The organism is Streptomyces sp. NPDC059371, from assembly GCF_042751995.1.
In the GTDB taxonomy this organism is placed as follows: domain Bacteria; phylum Actinomycetota; class Actinomycetes; order Streptomycetales; family Streptomycetaceae; genus Streptomyces.
Genome location: NZ_JBHYXD010000006.1, coordinates 154,912 through 170,124 on the forward strand (window position 1 = coordinate 154,912; position 15,213 = coordinate 170,124).

General features: G+C 67.8%; 13 protein-coding genes and 1 pseudogene. 7 read left to right on the top strand and 7 right to left on the bottom strand.

Annotated elements, in window-relative coordinates; genetic code table 11:
• Window positions 1-54: 54 nt before the first annotated feature.
• Window positions 55-1,380: a phospholipase gene (locus ACFXGX_RS06085; RefSeq protein WP_384785241.1), complete on the bottom strand. Its 1,326-nt coding sequence runs from the start codon at window positions 1,378-1,380 to the stop codon at window positions 55-57.
• Between the two features lie 608 nt (window positions 1,381-1,988).
• Between ACFXGX_RS06085 and ACFXGX_RS06090 the strand changes: the two genes are divergently transcribed.
• The 3 genes from ACFXGX_RS06090 to ACFXGX_RS06100 all read left to right on the top strand — a co-directional run bounded on the left by ACFXGX_RS06090 (window position 1,989) and on the right by ACFXGX_RS06100 (window position 7,002).
• The gene (locus tag ACFXGX_RS06090; protein ID WP_384785244.1) at window positions 1,989-3,512 is read left to right on the top strand and encodes a catalase; all 1,524 of its coding nucleotides are present in this window, start codon (window positions 1,989-1,991) and stop codon (window positions 3,510-3,512) included.
• Between the two features lie 131 nt (window positions 3,513-3,643).
• Window positions 3,644-5,227: an FMN-binding glutamate synthase family protein gene (locus tag ACFXGX_RS06095; protein WP_384785247.1), complete on the top strand. Its 1,584-nt coding sequence runs from the start codon at window positions 3,644-3,646 to the stop codon at window positions 5,225-5,227.
• Between the two features lie 47 nt (window positions 5,228-5,274).
• Window positions 5,275-7,002: a thiamine pyrophosphate-dependent enzyme gene (locus tag ACFXGX_RS06100; RefSeq protein ID WP_384785250.1), complete on the top strand. Its 1,728-nt coding sequence runs from the start codon at window positions 5,275-5,277 to the stop codon at window positions 7,000-7,002.
• A gap of 12 nt (window positions 7,003-7,014) precedes the next feature.
• On the opposite strand, the gene ACFXGX_RS06105 is transcribed toward ACFXGX_RS06100, so the two are convergent.
• From ACFXGX_RS06105 to ACFXGX_RS06115, 3 genes and pseudogenes are all read right to left on the bottom strand, one after another.
• Window positions 7,015-7,470, bottom strand: coding sequence for a transposase (locus ACFXGX_RS06105; protein ID WP_384785253.1), 456 nt, complete (start codon window positions 7,468-7,470; stop codon window positions 7,015-7,017).
• A gap of 47 nt (window positions 7,471-7,517) precedes the next feature.
• A pseudogene (locus ACFXGX_RS06110) lies at window positions 7,518-7,670 on the bottom strand (winged helix-turn-helix domain-containing protein); the annotation flags it as partial.
• Window positions 7,671-8,150: 480 nt separating this feature from the next.
• On the bottom strand, window positions 8,151-8,501 hold the full coding sequence (locus ACFXGX_RS06115) for a beta/gamma crystallin domain-containing protein (protein WP_384785256.1): 351 nt from the start codon (window positions 8,499-8,501) through the stop codon (window positions 8,151-8,153).
• Window positions 8,502-8,889: 388 nt separating this feature from the next.
• Here ACFXGX_RS06115 and ACFXGX_RS06120 point away from each other — a divergent pair, with 388 nt between their 5' ends.
• Window positions 8,890-9,105 carry a hypothetical protein gene (locus ACFXGX_RS06120; protein WP_384785259.1) on the top strand — a complete coding sequence of 72 codons (216 nt, stop codon included), beginning with the start codon at window positions 8,890-8,892 and terminating at the stop codon, window positions 9,103-9,105.
• A gap of 17 nt (window positions 9,106-9,122) precedes the next feature.
• Here the strand turns inward: ACFXGX_RS06120 and ACFXGX_RS06125 are convergent, their stop codons facing one another.
• Window positions 9,123-10,316 (bottom strand): PP2C family protein-serine/threonine phosphatase, encoded by a 1,194-nt coding sequence (locus ACFXGX_RS06125; RefSeq protein WP_384785262.1) that lies wholly within the window; start codon window positions 10,314-10,316, stop codon window positions 9,123-9,125.
• A complete protein-coding gene (locus ACFXGX_RS06130; protein WP_384785265.1) occupies window positions 10,313-11,905 on the bottom strand; it encodes an ATP-binding protein in 1,593 nt (530 codons plus the stop codon). The genes ACFXGX_RS06125 and ACFXGX_RS06130 overlap by 4 nt, the downstream gene beginning before the upstream one ends.
• A 128-nt stretch (window positions 11,906-12,033) precedes the next feature.
• Between ACFXGX_RS06130 and ACFXGX_RS06135 the strand changes: the two genes are divergently transcribed.
• The 3 genes from ACFXGX_RS06135 (at window position 12,034) to ACFXGX_RS06145 (ending at window position 14,304) form a co-directional block, all read left to right on the top strand.
• Window positions 12,034-12,807: a response regulator gene (locus ACFXGX_RS06135; RefSeq protein ID WP_384785268.1), complete on the top strand. Its 774-nt coding sequence runs from the start codon at window positions 12,034-12,036 to the stop codon at window positions 12,805-12,807.
• A gap of 110 nt (window positions 12,808-12,917) precedes the next feature.
• Window positions 12,918-13,238, top strand: coding sequence for a transposase (locus ACFXGX_RS06140; RefSeq protein WP_384785271.1), 321 nt, complete (start codon window positions 12,918-12,920; stop codon window positions 13,236-13,238).
• Between the two features lie 187 nt (window positions 13,239-13,425).
• Entirely contained in the window at window positions 13,426-14,304 is an 879-nt protein-coding gene (locus tag ACFXGX_RS06145; RefSeq protein ID WP_384785274.1) for a GNAT family N-acetyltransferase, read from the top strand.
• A 170-nt stretch (window positions 14,305-14,474) separates the two neighbouring features.
• Here the strand turns inward: ACFXGX_RS06145 and ACFXGX_RS06150 are convergent, their stop codons facing one another.
• Entirely contained in the window at window positions 14,475-15,125 is a 651-nt protein-coding gene (locus ACFXGX_RS06150; protein ID WP_384785276.1) for a TetR/AcrR family transcriptional regulator, read from the bottom strand.
• Window positions 15,126-15,213 lie beyond the last annotated feature (88 nt).

The following is a 15,213-nucleotide window of genomic DNA, read 5'->3' on the forward strand; positions in this document are numbered from 1 at the left end:
GGGGGTGCGGCCGCCGTTTTCGAGGAGGCCCGCGAGGCGTCACCGGGTGGGCGTTTACCGCATTTCGGTTTTGTGCCTGCCGTTGGGCGCCCCCCCCGCGGCCCCCCCGCTCTTGAGGTACCACATCCAGTCCATCGCGCGGTCGCAGTGACGGGGGTAGGCCTGCGGGTCGGTGGTCTCTCCGTTGGAGAAGTCCGTCGCCGGCGGAGCGGTGGCGGCCTCGTCGTCGATACCGGCCGCGCCCACGAAGGGCGACTCGGCGGACGGACGCGCGGGGCCGATCGGCTCGACGTTCGGTGAGGCCGAACTGCCCGGGAACGCCAGCTCCCAGTCGCCGTTGGACGGCGAAGTGACGTCGGAGACACGTCCGGTGGAGTCGTAGCTGTACGAGAAGACCGGCTCGGTGCCCTCGGCCGGGTTGGCCACCGAACGCAGCAGACCTGAGGCGTCGTACGAGTACCGCGCGAGCGTCTGTGTCGTCGTACCGGTGGTGACGCTGATCTCCTTGGCGCGCCCGGTGAACTCACCGAGTGTCGTGCCGTTGGCCGTCGTGCCGGCCGAGTAGCTGACCTTCAGCGACTGCTCGGGGGTCTCCCCGGTCGCGGCCTCCGTGACGGTGGAGACCCGGCCCTTGGTGTCATAGCCGACGGCGGAGAGAACGCCGTCGGCCGCGGTGCCCACCCCGGTGACGCGCCAGGTGTCGGTACCCGGAGCGGTCTGCTTCCAGGTGTACGTGGGGGTCAGTTTGTCGATGCCGACGGGAGCGTCGGCATCGGTGTCGGCGGACTGATCCGCGTCCGCGGCCGACGCGGCCACGCTGACGACCTCGACGACGGTGGACACCAGCGTGCCCGTCGCCTCGTCGAACCTGGTCGTCTCGGTGAGCTTGTCGCCCTCGGTGGTCGCGTACTTCCTGACGCCGCCGCCGCTCGGGGAGTCGACGCTGCTCTTCAGGGCGTAGGTGATCGGGGTGTTCGTGGTGAGGTCGGTGACGACGACGGAGTCGGTCTTCCGCTCCAACTTGCGGTCGAGCTGGCCCCCCACGAACTGGGCGTCCCAACCGGGACCGAAAACACCCATGTCGGGGCGGGACGCGGGTGCGGACTCAGGCCTCGCGACATCGCCCGCCTGGGCGGTGACCGTGTGACTGCGGCTCATGAGGCCTTCTGCCACATCTGTCTCGTAGATCTCGAAGGACTGCTCCGCGGTCGAGTACTGACCGGGACCGACCTGCTGGATCTCACCGTCCGCCAGCGGCTGGTCGACGACCGCGGTCGCCGCGGCGGGCGATGCACCCGAAGGTGCCGCCCCCGCCACTCCCTGCGGGAGCACCAGCGATAAGGACAACGCGGCAAACACGGGCAGCATGATTCTGCGCACGAGTTCCCCCCTCGTGTTGGCAATGTGAATGATCGTTCAAGGAACGGCCGGCGGGGCGGTCGGGCCGCCTCGGCCGGTGCGACAGCAGAGCTTCCAGGACGCTGGGATCCATGGCAACAGCCGCCGCCGTACCTGGGACGGTGGGACATCCCAACCCTGTTGACCTGGGCAAACATGGAGACCCTGGGATGCCGTCCTGGGACGCGGAGACGACTCGCGCCGTGTCGGCCGACCATCGGACGCGGCCGACGTCGTTCGTCCGTCGCCGTTTCCACGTTGCCCTCGGCGGTGGTCCTTTGGCTCGCCACCCCGTGATCCGGCCGACCGAGCGCCGACGGCGGCGGGTCAATGACGACCCGCATTCCTTCCGCACCCCGCGCACCAATGGGGGTGATCTTCGACGTGAGGCGCTTTCAACCGTTTCATGAGTGTTTTGCTACGTCGATGACGGGTTACCCGTGTCTCACTGCCGGGTCAGGGGCCGCAGCGGCTCGGCGGTGTCGTCGTGAGCGTCCAGCCCTCGGCGGTGAGGTCCCGGGTTCTGAGCCGAGGTCCACGGCCCGGATCACAGTTTCGTACCCGCACGCACCATCGAAGGGGAATCGAGAATGACCGACTCCACACCCAAACCGACCACCACCGACGCGGGCATTCCGGTGGAAAGCGACGAGCACTCGCTCACTGTCGGCCCGGGCGGCCCCATTCTGCTGCAGGATTCGTACCTCATCGAGCAGATGGCCCAGTTCAACCGGGAGCGCATTCCCGAGCGTCAACCGCACGCGAAGGGCAGCGGCGCGTTCGGTCGTTTCGACGTCACCGCGGATGTCAGCGCATACACCAAGGCCGCGGTCTTCCAGCCCGGTACCAGTACCGAGCTGGTCACCCGGTTCTCCACCGTCGCCGGTGAGCGGGGAAGCCCGGACACCTGGCGCGACCCGCGCGGCTTCGCGGTGAAGTTCTACACCAGCGAAGGCAACTACGACATGGTGGGCAACAACACCCCCGTGTTCTTCGTGAAGGACCCGATGAAGTTCCAGCACTTCATCCGGTCCCAGAAGCGCCGAGCAGACAACAACCTGCGTGACCACGACATGCAGTGGGATTTCTGGACCCTCTCCCCCGAGTCCGCCCACCAGGTCACCTGGCTGATGGGCGACCGCGGCATCCCGCGTAGCTGGCGTCACATGAACGGCTACACCTCGCACACCTACATGTGGATCAACGCTCAGGGCGAGAGGTTCTGGGTGAAGTACCACTTCAAGACCGACCAGGGCATTGAGTTCTTCACCCAGCACGAGGGCGACCAGATGGCGGCGGTCGACACCGACTACCACACGCGGGACCTCTTCGAACACATCCGCGACGGCGATTATCCGAGCTGGACACTGTACGTGCAGGTCATGCCGTACGAGGAAGCGGTCGACTACCGCTTCAACCCCTTCGATCTGACCAAGGTGTGGCCGCACGGCGACTACCCTCTGATCGAGGTCGGACGGATGACCCTGGACCGCAACCCCACGGACAACCACGCGGAAATCGAGCAGGCCGCCTTCCAGCCGAACAACCTCGTCGCAGGCATCGGCCCCAGCCCCGACCGCATGCTGCTGGCGCGGCTGTTCTCCTATGCGGACGCGCACCGCTACCGCATCGGAGCCAACTACCAGCAACTGCCGGTGAACGCCCCCGTCAATCCGGTGCACACGTACTCCAAGGACGGTGCGATGGCGTACCGGAAGGCGAGCGACCCCGTCTACGCACCGAACTCGAAGGGCGGCCCCGCGGCGGACACAGCCCGGTTCGGCAATCCCCCGAGCTGGTACGCCGACGGTGAGATCACCCGCGCCGCCTACGTCTCTCATCGTGAGGACGACGACTGGGGCCAGGCCGGCACGATGGTGCGTGAGGTCCTGGACGACGCGGCGAGGGACCGGCTCGTGGACAACGTCGTCGGCCACCTGCTCAACGGTGTCACCGAGCCCGTGCTGCAGCGAGCGTTTGAGTACTGGTCGAACGTCGACAAGTCGATCGGTGAACGTATCGAGCAGGGGGTGCGTGCCAAGGCCGATGAGAAGGACCCCAAGGCCTCGGAGCAGGGCAACCCGGCACGTCGAAGCATGCAGGGCAAGGCCTGATATGAGCAGGAGTCCGGTCTGCGGGCGCCCGAGCGGGCGGCCGGCGACCGGGCCCCTGGCCGTGACCGCACGAGCGCGCGGTCGCTCCCATGCTCGTGATTGGCGGCCGGACTTGCGGACACAAGGACGTAGTGCTGAAGATACGTCTGGTCGTCCTGCTCGGCTTGCTGACGGTGAGCAGCCTCGTCGCCGCCGTGATTGTCTCCCCCTGGTACTGGGGTGTCGCCGTCCCCTTGCTCGTGGCCGCGCTGGTGGCCGTCCACGATCTCGTTCAACGGCGGCATTCCGTCTTGCGGAACTACCCCCTGCTCGGGCATTTCCGATTCGCGCTGGAGACGCTTCGGCCGGAAATCCAGCAGTACTTCATCGAGCGGAATTTCGACGGCCGCCCCTTCGACCGTGACACTCGCAGCATCGTCTACGAGAGGGCCAAGGGAACCGCCGCCGAGGAGCCGTTCGGCACGGAGCTCGACCTCTACCGGGCCGGCAGTGAGTACCTCACTCCGTCCATGGCTCCGCGAGCGGTGCCCGACACCCCGCCCCGGGTGCGGATCGGTGGCCCCGAGTGCACACAGCCGTACGACATGGCTCTGCTCAATGTTTCCGCGATGAGCTTCGGCTCGCTGTCGGCCAATGCCGTACTGGCTCTCAACACCGGGGCTCAGCTCGGCGCTTTCGCCCACGACACCGGAGAAGGCGGCCTTTCCGAGTACCACCTGCGCCCCGGCGGCGACCTCGTGTGGGAGATCGGCACCGGCTACTTCGGCTGCCGGACGGACGACGGAGGCTTCGACGAGCGGCAGTTCGCCGACAAGGCGGCGCACGATCAGGTCAAGTGCGTTTCGCTGAAGATCAGCCAGGGGGCCAAGCCGGGCATCGGCGGAGTGCTGCCGGGAGCCAAGGTGAACGCGGAGATCGCCCAGGTGCGTGGCGTACCGGAGGGAGAGACGGTCGTCTCGCCGCCCTTCCACCGGGTGTACACCACACCCCGCGAACTGGTCCGCTTCCTGCGCCGGATGCGCGAATTGGCCGGCGGCAAACCCGTCGGGTTCAAGCTGTGTGTCGGTTCGCGCCGTGAATTCCTCGCCGTATGCAAGGCCATGCTGGCCGAAGGAACGACACCGGACTTCATCATCGTCGACGGCGCCGAGGGCGGGACGGGCGCGGCGCCGCTCGAGTTCGCCGACAACGTCGGACTTCCGCTCAGCGAAGGTCTGATGACTGTGCACAACGCCCTCGTGGGCGTCGGGCTGCGCGACCGGATCAAGATCGGTGCCAGCGGCAAAGTCGCCACGGGCAGTGATCTGGTGAAGCGCCTGGTCCAGGGCGCCGATTACACCAACGCGGCCCGGGCCATGATGTTCGCCGTCGGGTGCATCCAGGCGCAGCGCTGCCACACCAATACCTGCCCCGTGGGGGTCGCCACCCAGGACGAGCGCCGGGGCCGCGCCGTCGACGTCGACGACAAGTCACAGCGTGTCCAACGCTTTCAGGAGGCGACGGTGAAGAGCGCCCTCCAGATCATGGCGGCGATGGGCGTCGACGATCCGAGCGGCCTGCGCCCGCCCATGCTCCTCCAGCGGGTGGACCCGCACACCGTCCGCTCCTACGCCGAGCTCCATGAATGGCTAACTCCCGGACAACTGCTCGCATCAGCACCCGACAGCTGGGCACCCGACTGGCAGACGGCCCACCCGGACCGCTTCACCCACTGAACCGTGCCCTCGTACCGCGGGGGCACACCGGACCGGAAGGCATATCTGTGGCACGCACTGTCGCCCATGTGATCGTCGACGCACTCAAGGAGCTGGGTGTCGGGCACGTCTTCGGAGTCGTCGGGGACGCACTGAACCCGCTGACCGACGCCATCCGCACCACGGAAGGCCTGAGCTGGATCGGCTGCCGGCACGAAGAGGCCGCGGCCTTCGCCGCGGGAGCCCAGTCACAGCTCTCAGGAACCGTCGGCGTGTGCATGGGGACTGTGGGACCAGGATCCGTCCACCTCCTCAACGGGCTCTACGACGCGGCCAAGAGCCGGACCCCGGTGCTCGCGATCTGCGGTCAGGTCCCCCTAGCCGAGATCGGCAGCGACTACTTCCAGGAGGTCGACAACGACCTGCTCTTCCGCGACGTAGCCGTCTACCGCGCCACCGTCACCTCCCCGGATCAGATGCCACGCATGCTCGAATCGGCCGTTCGCGCCGCCGTCAGTCACGGCGGAGTGGCCGTCCTGACCGTTCCAGGTGACCTGGGTGACCAGGAACTGAGTGAGGACCGGCCGACGCGCTTCGCTCTGGATCGTCCCGTCACCCGGCCCGACGACCCCGCTCTCGTCGAGGCTGCCGAGCTGCTCAACAGCGCCTCACGCGTCACTCTGCTCGTCGGCCGCGGGGCGCGTGACGCCCGCGGCGAGGTGCTCCGGACCGCTGAGCTGCTCGCCGCGCCCATGGTGCTCACCCTCAAGGCGAAGGAGGGTTTCGAGGAGGACAACGCCTTCCAGGTCGGCCAGACCGGTCTTATCGGCAACCCCGCCGCCGCCCACGCCTTCGACAGCGGTGACGCGCTGCTCATGCTGGGCACCGACTTCCCTTACCGCGACTGGTATCCGAAGGACTGCAAAGTCGTGCAGATCGACGCCCGTGAGGATCATCTGGGACGCAGGGTCCCGGTGACCGTAGGACTCGCCGGCGACGTCGGAGCGACGCTGCGCGGCCTGCTTCCGCTGTTGAAGGCAGCGTCCGACCGTGCCCACCTGGACGATGCCCGGGAGCGGTTCGCCCACTGGCAGGAGGGCCAGCAGCGGCTGGCCGACCCGGACCACGAACGCCGCCTGACCGGCAAGATGCGTGCCGCTCTGGACAACCGGGACCATGAGATCCGTCCCGAGTCACTGGCGGCCGCGGTGGACAGGTTCGCGGACCAGGACGCCATCTTCACCTCCGACACGGGAATGGCCACCGTCTGGCTCTCCCGCCTCGTCACCATGAGCGGCACCCGACGTCTGATCGGCTCCTACAATCTCGGCTCCATGGCCAATGCCATGCCGCAGGCCCTCGGGGCGCAGCTCTGGGCGCCGGACCGGCAGACCGTCGCGTTCTGCGGCGACGGAGGACTCAGCATGCTGCTGGGGGACCTCATGACGATCAAGACGTACAGGCTGCCGGTGAAGCTCGTCGTCTTCGACAATCGACGCCTCGGCATGGTCAAGCTGGAACAGGAGCAGGCGGGTCTGCCCGAGTTCGGCACGGAACTCGACAACCCTGACTTCGCCGCCCTCGCCACAGCACTCGGGATCACCGGAATCCGGGTCACGGACCCGGCCGAGCTCCACGACAGTGTGCGCCGGGCGTTCGACACCCCCGGGCCGGTCGTGCTGGACGTACTGACCAACCCGGAGGAGATGGCTGTGCCGGGCAAGCCGACCGTGGCGCAGGGCTGGGGCTTCGCCATCGCCAAGGTCAAGGAGATGCTGTCGAGCCACGGAAGCTGACTCGCGCGGACGTCAGTCGTCCGTGTCGAGCGGGGGCAGGTAGACGGGCAGCAGGAACACTGTCAGCCATGCACGCTGGGCGATCAGCTCGCGCATGGCGTGGGAGACATGAGTGTTGAGCCGGTCCCGGACCAGTACGGTCGGTGCCTTGACGAGCTGGTGGACACCGTCGATCAGCGCGATGAGTTCACGCTCGCCCGTGCTGCGGCGCTTGCCCCTGCCTGCGGGATGGGTGCGCAGACGGTGGCACAGCCGGGTGCGGGAGCCGGGCCGCTTCGCGGTCAGCCCGGCCACCGACAGGCGCCCGGAGCGTCGGCCACTGACCGTCACGACCGGGGTGCGGCCGCGTCGGCCCCAGGTGCGTCCCCGGGGCGGCCGACGGGCAAAACCGGCTTCGTCCTCGAAACAGACGTAGCCCCCGCAGGCCGCCCTGGCCCTTTTACCTCTGCCCGGGTCGCCTCCTTCCATACGGTGACGGCCTGCTCATCGCGTTCGGCGACCCGCCGCGCGGGGACCTGCGGGCTGAAGCCGAGCCGGTGCATCAGCCTCGTGGCACCCCAGACGCTGTAGGAGAGGAGGAACCTCCTGCCGATCAGCGTGGCCACCCGAGCGGCGGCCCACACCTGGTCCTCCGCCCAGCCGTGCGCGGCCGGACCTGCTCCAGACACGCGGCCGGTTTCTCCAGGCAGCGCGGCGACAGACGGCAGCGCGATCCGCTCGGGCCGCGAGAGGCCAGAGCCGGGGCACCGCCGTCCGCCACAGCTGGTGGGCCGACTTCCGGCTCACCCGCAACCGCCGTGCGACCTCGACCGGCTTGATCCTCTGCTCGAACAGCACGGCCGCCTGGAGCCATTCCGTCTCCCGGCGCCGACGCCTCGCAGCAGTCAGCCCACCCCCATCGCCATACTTCACACACCACGAGATACAGCCAACATTCCAGGCCCTACAGGTACTTCGCGAAGATTCACCCCGCCGAGCCGAAGCCGGTAGCGGGCGCCTCTTCCTATTTCTCCGTCGACAGACCGATCAATCCGATCAATAGGCGGTGGATCGAGGTTGAGACGGGGTGTCGGGGAGAGGAATCGTCCCGCCACATCCCGGCGCTATCCGCGAGGTTCTGTATCACGCGATCACGGCCCGTGGAGTCGTCACCGGATTTGAATTGCATTGACGTGCACCGCGTTTCGCGGCTGGAATACGGTCCACCGGTTGATCTCCACCGTGGCCCCGTTGACGTCGTAGTAGATAATGTCATTGTTGCCGGTGGTGATCCTGTCCACCCAGATGCCGCCCGGGTACTCATCCCTGCCGGCGTTCGCGTAGCAGATCTCGAGAGACCCTCCCCAGGAGTGCCCTTCGACCTTCAGGAGGTCCGTCCTGCCCTGGCAGGGAACCTCGTCTATGGCGTAGGCGCTGCCGACCGGTACGGCGACGGTGAGCGCGGCGGCCGCGGCGATCACCATGGCCGAGGAACGCACGATCTTCTTGGTCCGTGACATTGCAATTCCCCCAGTGAGCTAATGCTGAATTGTGCGGTCACGTCACAGGGAAGGTGAACTCGACGGAATTGGCCGTGCGGCCATTCCGTCACTTACCCCGCGTCTCCACCGAAGATCGCTCAGGAGTCTCCCGCGCGGCAACCCCGCCCTTTGCCCCGGACCGAAATCAATCACCCAATGTCCTGAAGTGATCTCTGAATGTCCCGGTCCGGGTTGATTCAGGTTCTCGTGGCAGCCCGTATCGCAGCGCAAATTACGGGCCCGTCCGGGCCAGCACCGGCGCGTTTGACGGTCTTGCCGACGTCTTCGAGGACGAAGCCGGTTTTACCCGTCGGCCGCGCCGGGGACGCACCTGGGGCCGACGCGGCCACACCGGTCGTGACGGTCAGTGGCCGACGCTCCGGGGCGCCTGTCGGTGGCCGGGCTGACCGCGAAGCGGCCCGGCTCCCGCACCCGGCTGTGCCACCGTCTGCGCACCCATCCCGCAGGCAGGGGCAAGCGCCGCAGCATGGGCGAGGGTGAACTCATCGCGCTCATCGACGGTGTCCACCAGCTCGTCAAGGCACCGACCGTACTGGTCCGGGACCGGCTCAACACTCAGTAAGGCGCGCGGATCGGTACTCACCGGTTGTCCCAGTCCAGGCGAAGTACGGCCAAGTCGTCGGTGTGACGCCCGGCATTCAATGCCTGGGTCTGGTTGATGAGGCGGTCGACATCGGCGGCCGGGTCTGTCGACGACAGGTTGCGCATCAGCGCGAGAAGTCCTTCGACGCCGAGCCGCTCGCTGTTCGAGCCGTTGTGTCCCTCGGTGAGGCCGTCGGTGTAGAGGGTCAGGGCGCCGGCGGCCGGCAGCGGAATCACTGTGGCGGACCACGTACCGAGTTTCGGGGCGATCCCCAGGGCCATTCCGTGTGCGGCGACCAGTTCCCGGGTGCCCTCGGCGGTGGTGAGGAGGGGTTCGTGGTGACCTGCCAGATACAGGGTGGCCGTGGCGGCGTTCTGATCGAGGGTCAGGAGCGTGCAGGTGGCGAACAGGGGCTGGGGACCGCGTTCGGCGATCAGGAGGCGTTCCATGAGGTGCAGGAGGTCGGGGCCGTGATGCCCACCGAGGACGAGGGAGCGCCAGGCGATGCGGAGGCAGACGCCGACCGCGGCGGCATCAGAACCATGTCCGCTGACATCGCCGACAACGGCGTGCAGGAGCCCGTCATCGCTCTCCACGACGTCGAGGAAGTCCCCTCCGAGCAGTGCTCTTTCGGCCCCGGGCAGATAGCGGGTCGTCACTGTGACCGTGGAAGTGCCGAGGATGGGCTGGGGCAGCAAGCCCCGTTGAAGACGGCCGTTCTCCTCGGCGTGGAGGCGGGCTTTCTGGGCTTCGACCGTTGTGCGTTCGGTCTGGCTGCGGTAGACGGCGTAGCGGACGGTCCGGTGCAGCAGATCGGCTTGGACCTTTCCCTTGACGAGGTAGTCCTGGGCTCCGGCGGCCATCGCCTCGGCTCCTGCCTGCGTCTCGGACAGACCGGTGAAGACGATCACGGCGGTGTGGGGGGCGAGTTCCCGGACGGCGGCGATGGTCTCGGTCCCCGACATGTCCGGCAGGTGGAGGTCGAGGAGGATGCAGTCGATCGCCCGGGCCGCGAGCTCCGTGCGGGCTTCGGCGAGGGTCGTCCTCGTGATGAGCTCGAAGCGCAGTCCCGTGTCGTGGAGGAGTTCTTCGACGAGGAGGGCGTCCGCCGGGTCGTCCTCGATGAGCAGGATGCGGTACGCCGGTTCTGGCGAGCGTCTGCCGGGGGTGTCTGTGGCGGGCGCGGTCACTGGGCTGATTCCGTGTCGGCGCGGGTCACTTCCGGCATGGTGGAGGGGCCTATGACCTTGGGGGGTTCGCCGGCGAGGGTGAAGGTGATGCGGGTGCCGTCTCGGTGGTCGGGGTCGACGGAGATGGTGCCGCCGTGGAATTCGACGATCTTCTTGCACATGGCCAGGCCGATACCGCTGCCCTTGTAGGCATCCTTGGTGTGGAGTCGCTGGAAGATCACGAACACCTTCTCGGCGTATTCGGGAGCGATGCCGATGCCGTTGTCAGTGACCGTGAACCGCCACAGCGCGTCTTCCCGGGCGACGGATATGTGGATCTCGGGTGCCTCGTCGGGCCGGCGGAATTTGACGGCGTTGCCGATCAGGTTCTGCCAGAGCATGCCCATCTGCGTGGAGTCGGCGACCAGGTGCGGCAGCGGGTCGTGCGTGATCGAGGCGCCCGTTTCCTCGATGCTCACGCTGAGGGAGGACAGGGTCCGCTCCAGCACCGAGCCGAGATCGACGCTCTGGAGCTCGTGGTGGACGCGGCCGACGCGAGAGAAATCGAGGAGGTCGCTGATGAGCGTCTGCATGCGGTTCGCACCGTCGACCGCGTAGTCGATGTACTGGTCGGCCCGGGCGTCGAGCTGTCCGCCGTAGCGGCGCTGCAGCAGCTGAGTGAAGCTGGAGACCTTGCGCAGCGGCTCCTGGAGGTCGTGGGAGGCCACGTACGCGAACTGCTCCAGCTCGGCGTTCGAGCGCTGCAGGTCGGCGGCCTGCGCGTCGAGGCGAAGGCGGGCCTCCTCGGTGAACGCCAGCTCGCGTACGAGGCGTCGGCGCATGAAGTCGATCTCGCCGCTGAGCAGGCGCAGGTCCGCCGGCCCGAGGAGGGTGATGGGGTGGTCGAAGTCACCGTCGGCCACAGCGCGGGCGTCCGCTCCGAGCTGGTCCAGGGGTCCGGTGACACCGCGGCGCAGTCCCTCGAAGGCCAGTACCGTGAGAGCGGCGATGACGACCGCGATCGCGGTGAACAGCCAGTTCCGAAGCACCATCGTGGCGTTGAGGTCTTCCACTGCCTGTGCGCGCTCCGCCCGCAGCCGCTGTTGCTGACTGCTCAGGGCGCTGCGGACCGCGTCGAAGGCCTTCTTGCCCGCCGCGGCCTGTTCGGCAGCCAAGGGAGAGGGTGTTCCGGCGGGTGAGGCGGCGATCGGACGGGCGATCGTCTTCTGCCACGTAGTCGCGGCGTCCTGCACGGTTTTCAGGTCCTTCAGGGCGGCCGAGTCGCCGCGGAGCAGCTCTGCCAGGCGGGCCGTGTAGGTTGCCTGGTCGGTGAGCCCCTGCCGGTAGGGGGCGAGGAAGTCGGTGGTGCCGGTGACGCCGTATCCGCGAATGCCGGTCTCCTGGTTCAGCAGCGCCGACTCCAGACGAAACGACGTGCTCAGGGCGGGAGACTTGACGTTCACGAGGTTCTTGCTGATCGATTCCGTCTGTTGCAGAACCCACGCTCCCGTCACCGCGAGGAGGGTGAGGACCGTCAGCGCGACGGCCGCCCCGACCCGAAGCCACCGCCGGGTCGTCCAGGTGGAGGACTCCCGTGCACGCGCTCTCATGTTCCCGCTCATGCGGTGTACCCCTCCACTGTGATGACCGTCTGCAACATACGGGGCAGCGGCCACTGTAGAGGGTGCTCGACAACAACGGTTGTCGCAGGGTCGCTTCGAGACCTAAGGTGCTGGGTATGCCTGGCAAGAATTTCGTTTTGCGAACCACCCCCGAGGAGACGGCAGTTGTCGCGGACGCGGCGGTCGGCCAAATCGCCAGGCGCCTTGCTCTGCAACTCCTGGAAGAATCCCCGCCCGCGACGGAGGGGGATTCGGCGCGGGCCCTGGCGCAGCTCTACATCCTGAACCAGCTCCAGTTGGCAGCCGAGCGGCTCCAGCGGGGCGCGGCTGCGACTGCCGCCGGCACAGGTGCCGGGTACCCGCAGATCGGTGCTGCCTGCGGCATGAGCCGCCAAGGTGCCCGGCGTCGCTGGCCCGGGCTCTTCAACCACACCCACGTAGCACCCATGGAGCATCCGATGATGACCACCCCCGCTCGGCCCTTCGATGTTCTTCTCGTCGAAGACGACTTGGCCGACGCCCTGCTCATCGAGGAAGCCCTCTCCGAGCGCGGGACCCGCAACCTGGTCCAGGTCACCGACGGAGTTGCCGCGCTCGAGCACCTGCGGGCGCCCGCCACGGCGCGCCCCGACCTGATCGTGCTGGACCTGAACATGCCCAGGATGAATGGACGCGAACTCCTTCGCATCCTCAAGAAGGATGAAGCCCTCCAGACCATCCCCGTCGTCGTGCTCACCACGTCCAGCGCGCCTGACGACGTCGCCGACGCATACAACTGCCACGCGAACGCCTACGTGACGAAACCGGTCAATCTGGAGGAGTTCGAGCAGGCCGTCCAGAGTATCGACACCTTCTACCTCGACACCGCCACCCACCCGCCGCGCACCTGACCGCGCCCCGCCGACCAGCCAAAAAGCTGCCCGCCGGACCGTGGCGAAGCCGATGTTCGTCCGGCCCCGGCGTCCTTTTCGCAAGCAACGAGGCGGTCTCATCCCTGCTCTTGATCGACGGCATACGGTGGCGGACCCGGACCGGGACGCCGTGGCGGGATGTGCCCGAGCGGTACGGGCCGTGGGATCGGGTCTACGACCTGTTCCGGCGCCGCCGGCGCGACGGCAGGTGGAAGCGAGTCTTCAAGAAGCTCGGCCCCCGTGGCGGTCGGCCGACGACGTTCGACAGGGCGGACTACCGCGAGAGGCACGCGGTCGAATGCGGGATCAATCGCCTCAAGCGTCACCGGGCCGTGGCCGCGAGATACGACAAACTCGCCGTCCGCTACGCAGCGACCGTGCTGGTCGCGGCCATCAATGAGTGGCTGTGACCACACGGCCGCACCAGCCTTCAGTTAACCCTTTGCCGAGGAACCGATAGACCAGCTAAGTTCTCCCAGCCGTCCATGGTGATCCGGACCGGCGCTGTCGACGAGGAGGTGTGGAGCACATGCGCAGGAGTGCCCAGCAGTTGATCCCGCGTACTGACCTTTGCCACCTCCTCACGACGGAGACACCTTGTCGTTTCGCATCACCCCACTGACCGACCCTGCTCACGGGGCGCACAGCCGACGCCTTGCTTGGCTGGCGTCCGACGCCGATTCCATCCCCGTCGGAACGGCCTTTCTGCGCCTGTTCGATGGCGGACAAGAGCACCTGGCCGAACTGACCCTCCACGTCCATCCCGTGGAGCGCCGCAAGGGCGTCGGCTCCCAGCTCCTCGACACGGCCGTGGCCGCCGCCCGGGGCAACGCCCGACGCTGCGTCAGCGCGCAGGCCCAGGCCGGATCGCCCGGCGACCACTTCTTGCCGGCCCACGGCTTCCGCAAGGTGCTCACCCTGAGGTTCGCCCGCTTGCCACTGGCCGACGTGGACGTCAGCGCCCTCGCCGAGGTCATCGAGCGTCCGCATCCCGGTTACCGGCTGGCGTCCTGGCAGGGAACCGTCCCCGACGCCCTCGCCCAGACGTTCGCCGCCTCACGTCGGGCTATGGACGACATGCCCATGGACGACACCGACTACGGCACCGTGGCCTGGGATGTGGACCGGGTCCGGGCTGCGGCGAAGGCCGTCGAACAGCGCGGCGACCAGTTGCACACCGTCGTCGCCATCGACACCTGCGACGGCTCGATCGCCGGATTCACCGAACTCGTTGTCCCCGGCGATGGCACGGGTGATGGCCAGCACTATGGCACCGGCGTCCTGCCCGAGCACCGCGGACACGGCCTCGGCCTATGGATGAAGGCCGAGTCGATCCGGCACGCCCACGGGCGCTATCCAGGCCTCGGCGGCCTCCTGACCGACACCGCCGACAGCAACATGCACATGAGACACATCAGCGACAGCCTCGGCTACGTGCCCACGCACACGACACTGCAGTACCAGCTCGACCTGTAGAGACGAGCCGACGCGCCGGACCTGGGCATCACCTCGTCCGGCCCGTTGGCACTTTCACAACAGGCCCTGGGAGCGTCATCGCGACACCGTCCCCGGGGACCCCAGGGCTCGACGGCGAGGAGGCGTGGGCGGCGTCTGTGGCGTGAGAGCCATGCGGCAATGCGTTCGCCTCAGGTATCGGTGCTGCGGCGCCGGCCGGGAGTGGACAGGTAGGCGATCGCCATGTCGCTGAGCTCGTCGGCGTACCGACGTCTGGCGACTTCGCCGGTGGCGGGATCGGGGCGCACGGAGTTGTGGAAGCAGGCCCCGAGGACGGCGCGGGCCGCGGTGTCCAGTGCCGCGTCAGGAGGGGAGCGGCGGATCTGGTCGGTGTACGGGGCCGCCGCTTCCAGCAGGAGGCGGTGGAGTTCGGTGATGGTGCGGGCACCGCGGTCCAGCGACCTGGTCCCCCGCGTGCGCAGCAGCTCCGGGAAGAGACTGCTGCTGTCGGCGAAGGACTGCAGCAGGGCGTGCGCATAAGCGTCCATGACGCCGGAGAGCGAGGGCTCGGCCGCGCGCAGTTGCTCGGCCACGTATTCCTCGCGGCGTTCCAGCATCCGCTCGGTCAGGGCGGTGATCAGCTGTTCTTTGTCTTCGAAGCGGCGGTAGATGGTGCCGACGGAGACGCCGGCACGTTGCGCGACGCCGGCGATCGTCATCTCCTCCAGGCCGGAGGTGGCGGCGATCTCCTCTGCCGCCCGCAGGACGCGGGCGAGGGTCGCGGCGCTGCGGGCCTGCTGGGGTTCCCGGTGGAACGCTGGGCGCTCCGACTCCTCGGTCATGTCCCGCATGGTATCCGCGGCGCTCTCAACAGGACCTTTTGACAACTGGGGCACTCTTCGGCGTACTCTCACAATGTGAACGTGAATT

Excerpts from the sequence above, each read along its gene's own strand:
- ACFXGX_RS06090 (WP_384785244.1), top strand. The coding sequence starts at position 1,989 with ATGACCGACTCCACACCCAAACCGACCACCACCGACGCGGGCATTCCG.
- ACFXGX_RS06105 (WP_384785253.1), bottom strand. The coding sequence starts at position 7,470 with ATGGAAGGAGGCGACCCGGGCAGAGGTAAAAGGGCCAGGGCGGCCTGC.
- ACFXGX_RS06115 (WP_384785256.1), bottom strand. The coding sequence starts at position 8,501 with ATGTCACGGACCAAGAAGATCGTGCGTTCCTCGGCCATGGTGATCGCC.
- ACFXGX_RS06130 (WP_384785265.1), bottom strand. The coding sequence starts at position 11,905 with ATGAGAGCGCGTGCACGGGAGTCCTCCACCTGGACGACCCGGCGGTGG.
- ACFXGX_RS06135 (WP_384785268.1), top strand. The coding sequence starts at position 12,034 with ATGCCTGGCAAGAATTTCGTTTTGCGAACCACCCCCGAGGAGACGGCA.
- ACFXGX_RS06150 (WP_384785276.1), bottom strand. The coding sequence starts at position 15,125 with ATGACCGAGGAGTCGGAGCGCCCAGCGTTCCACCGGGAACCCCAGCAG.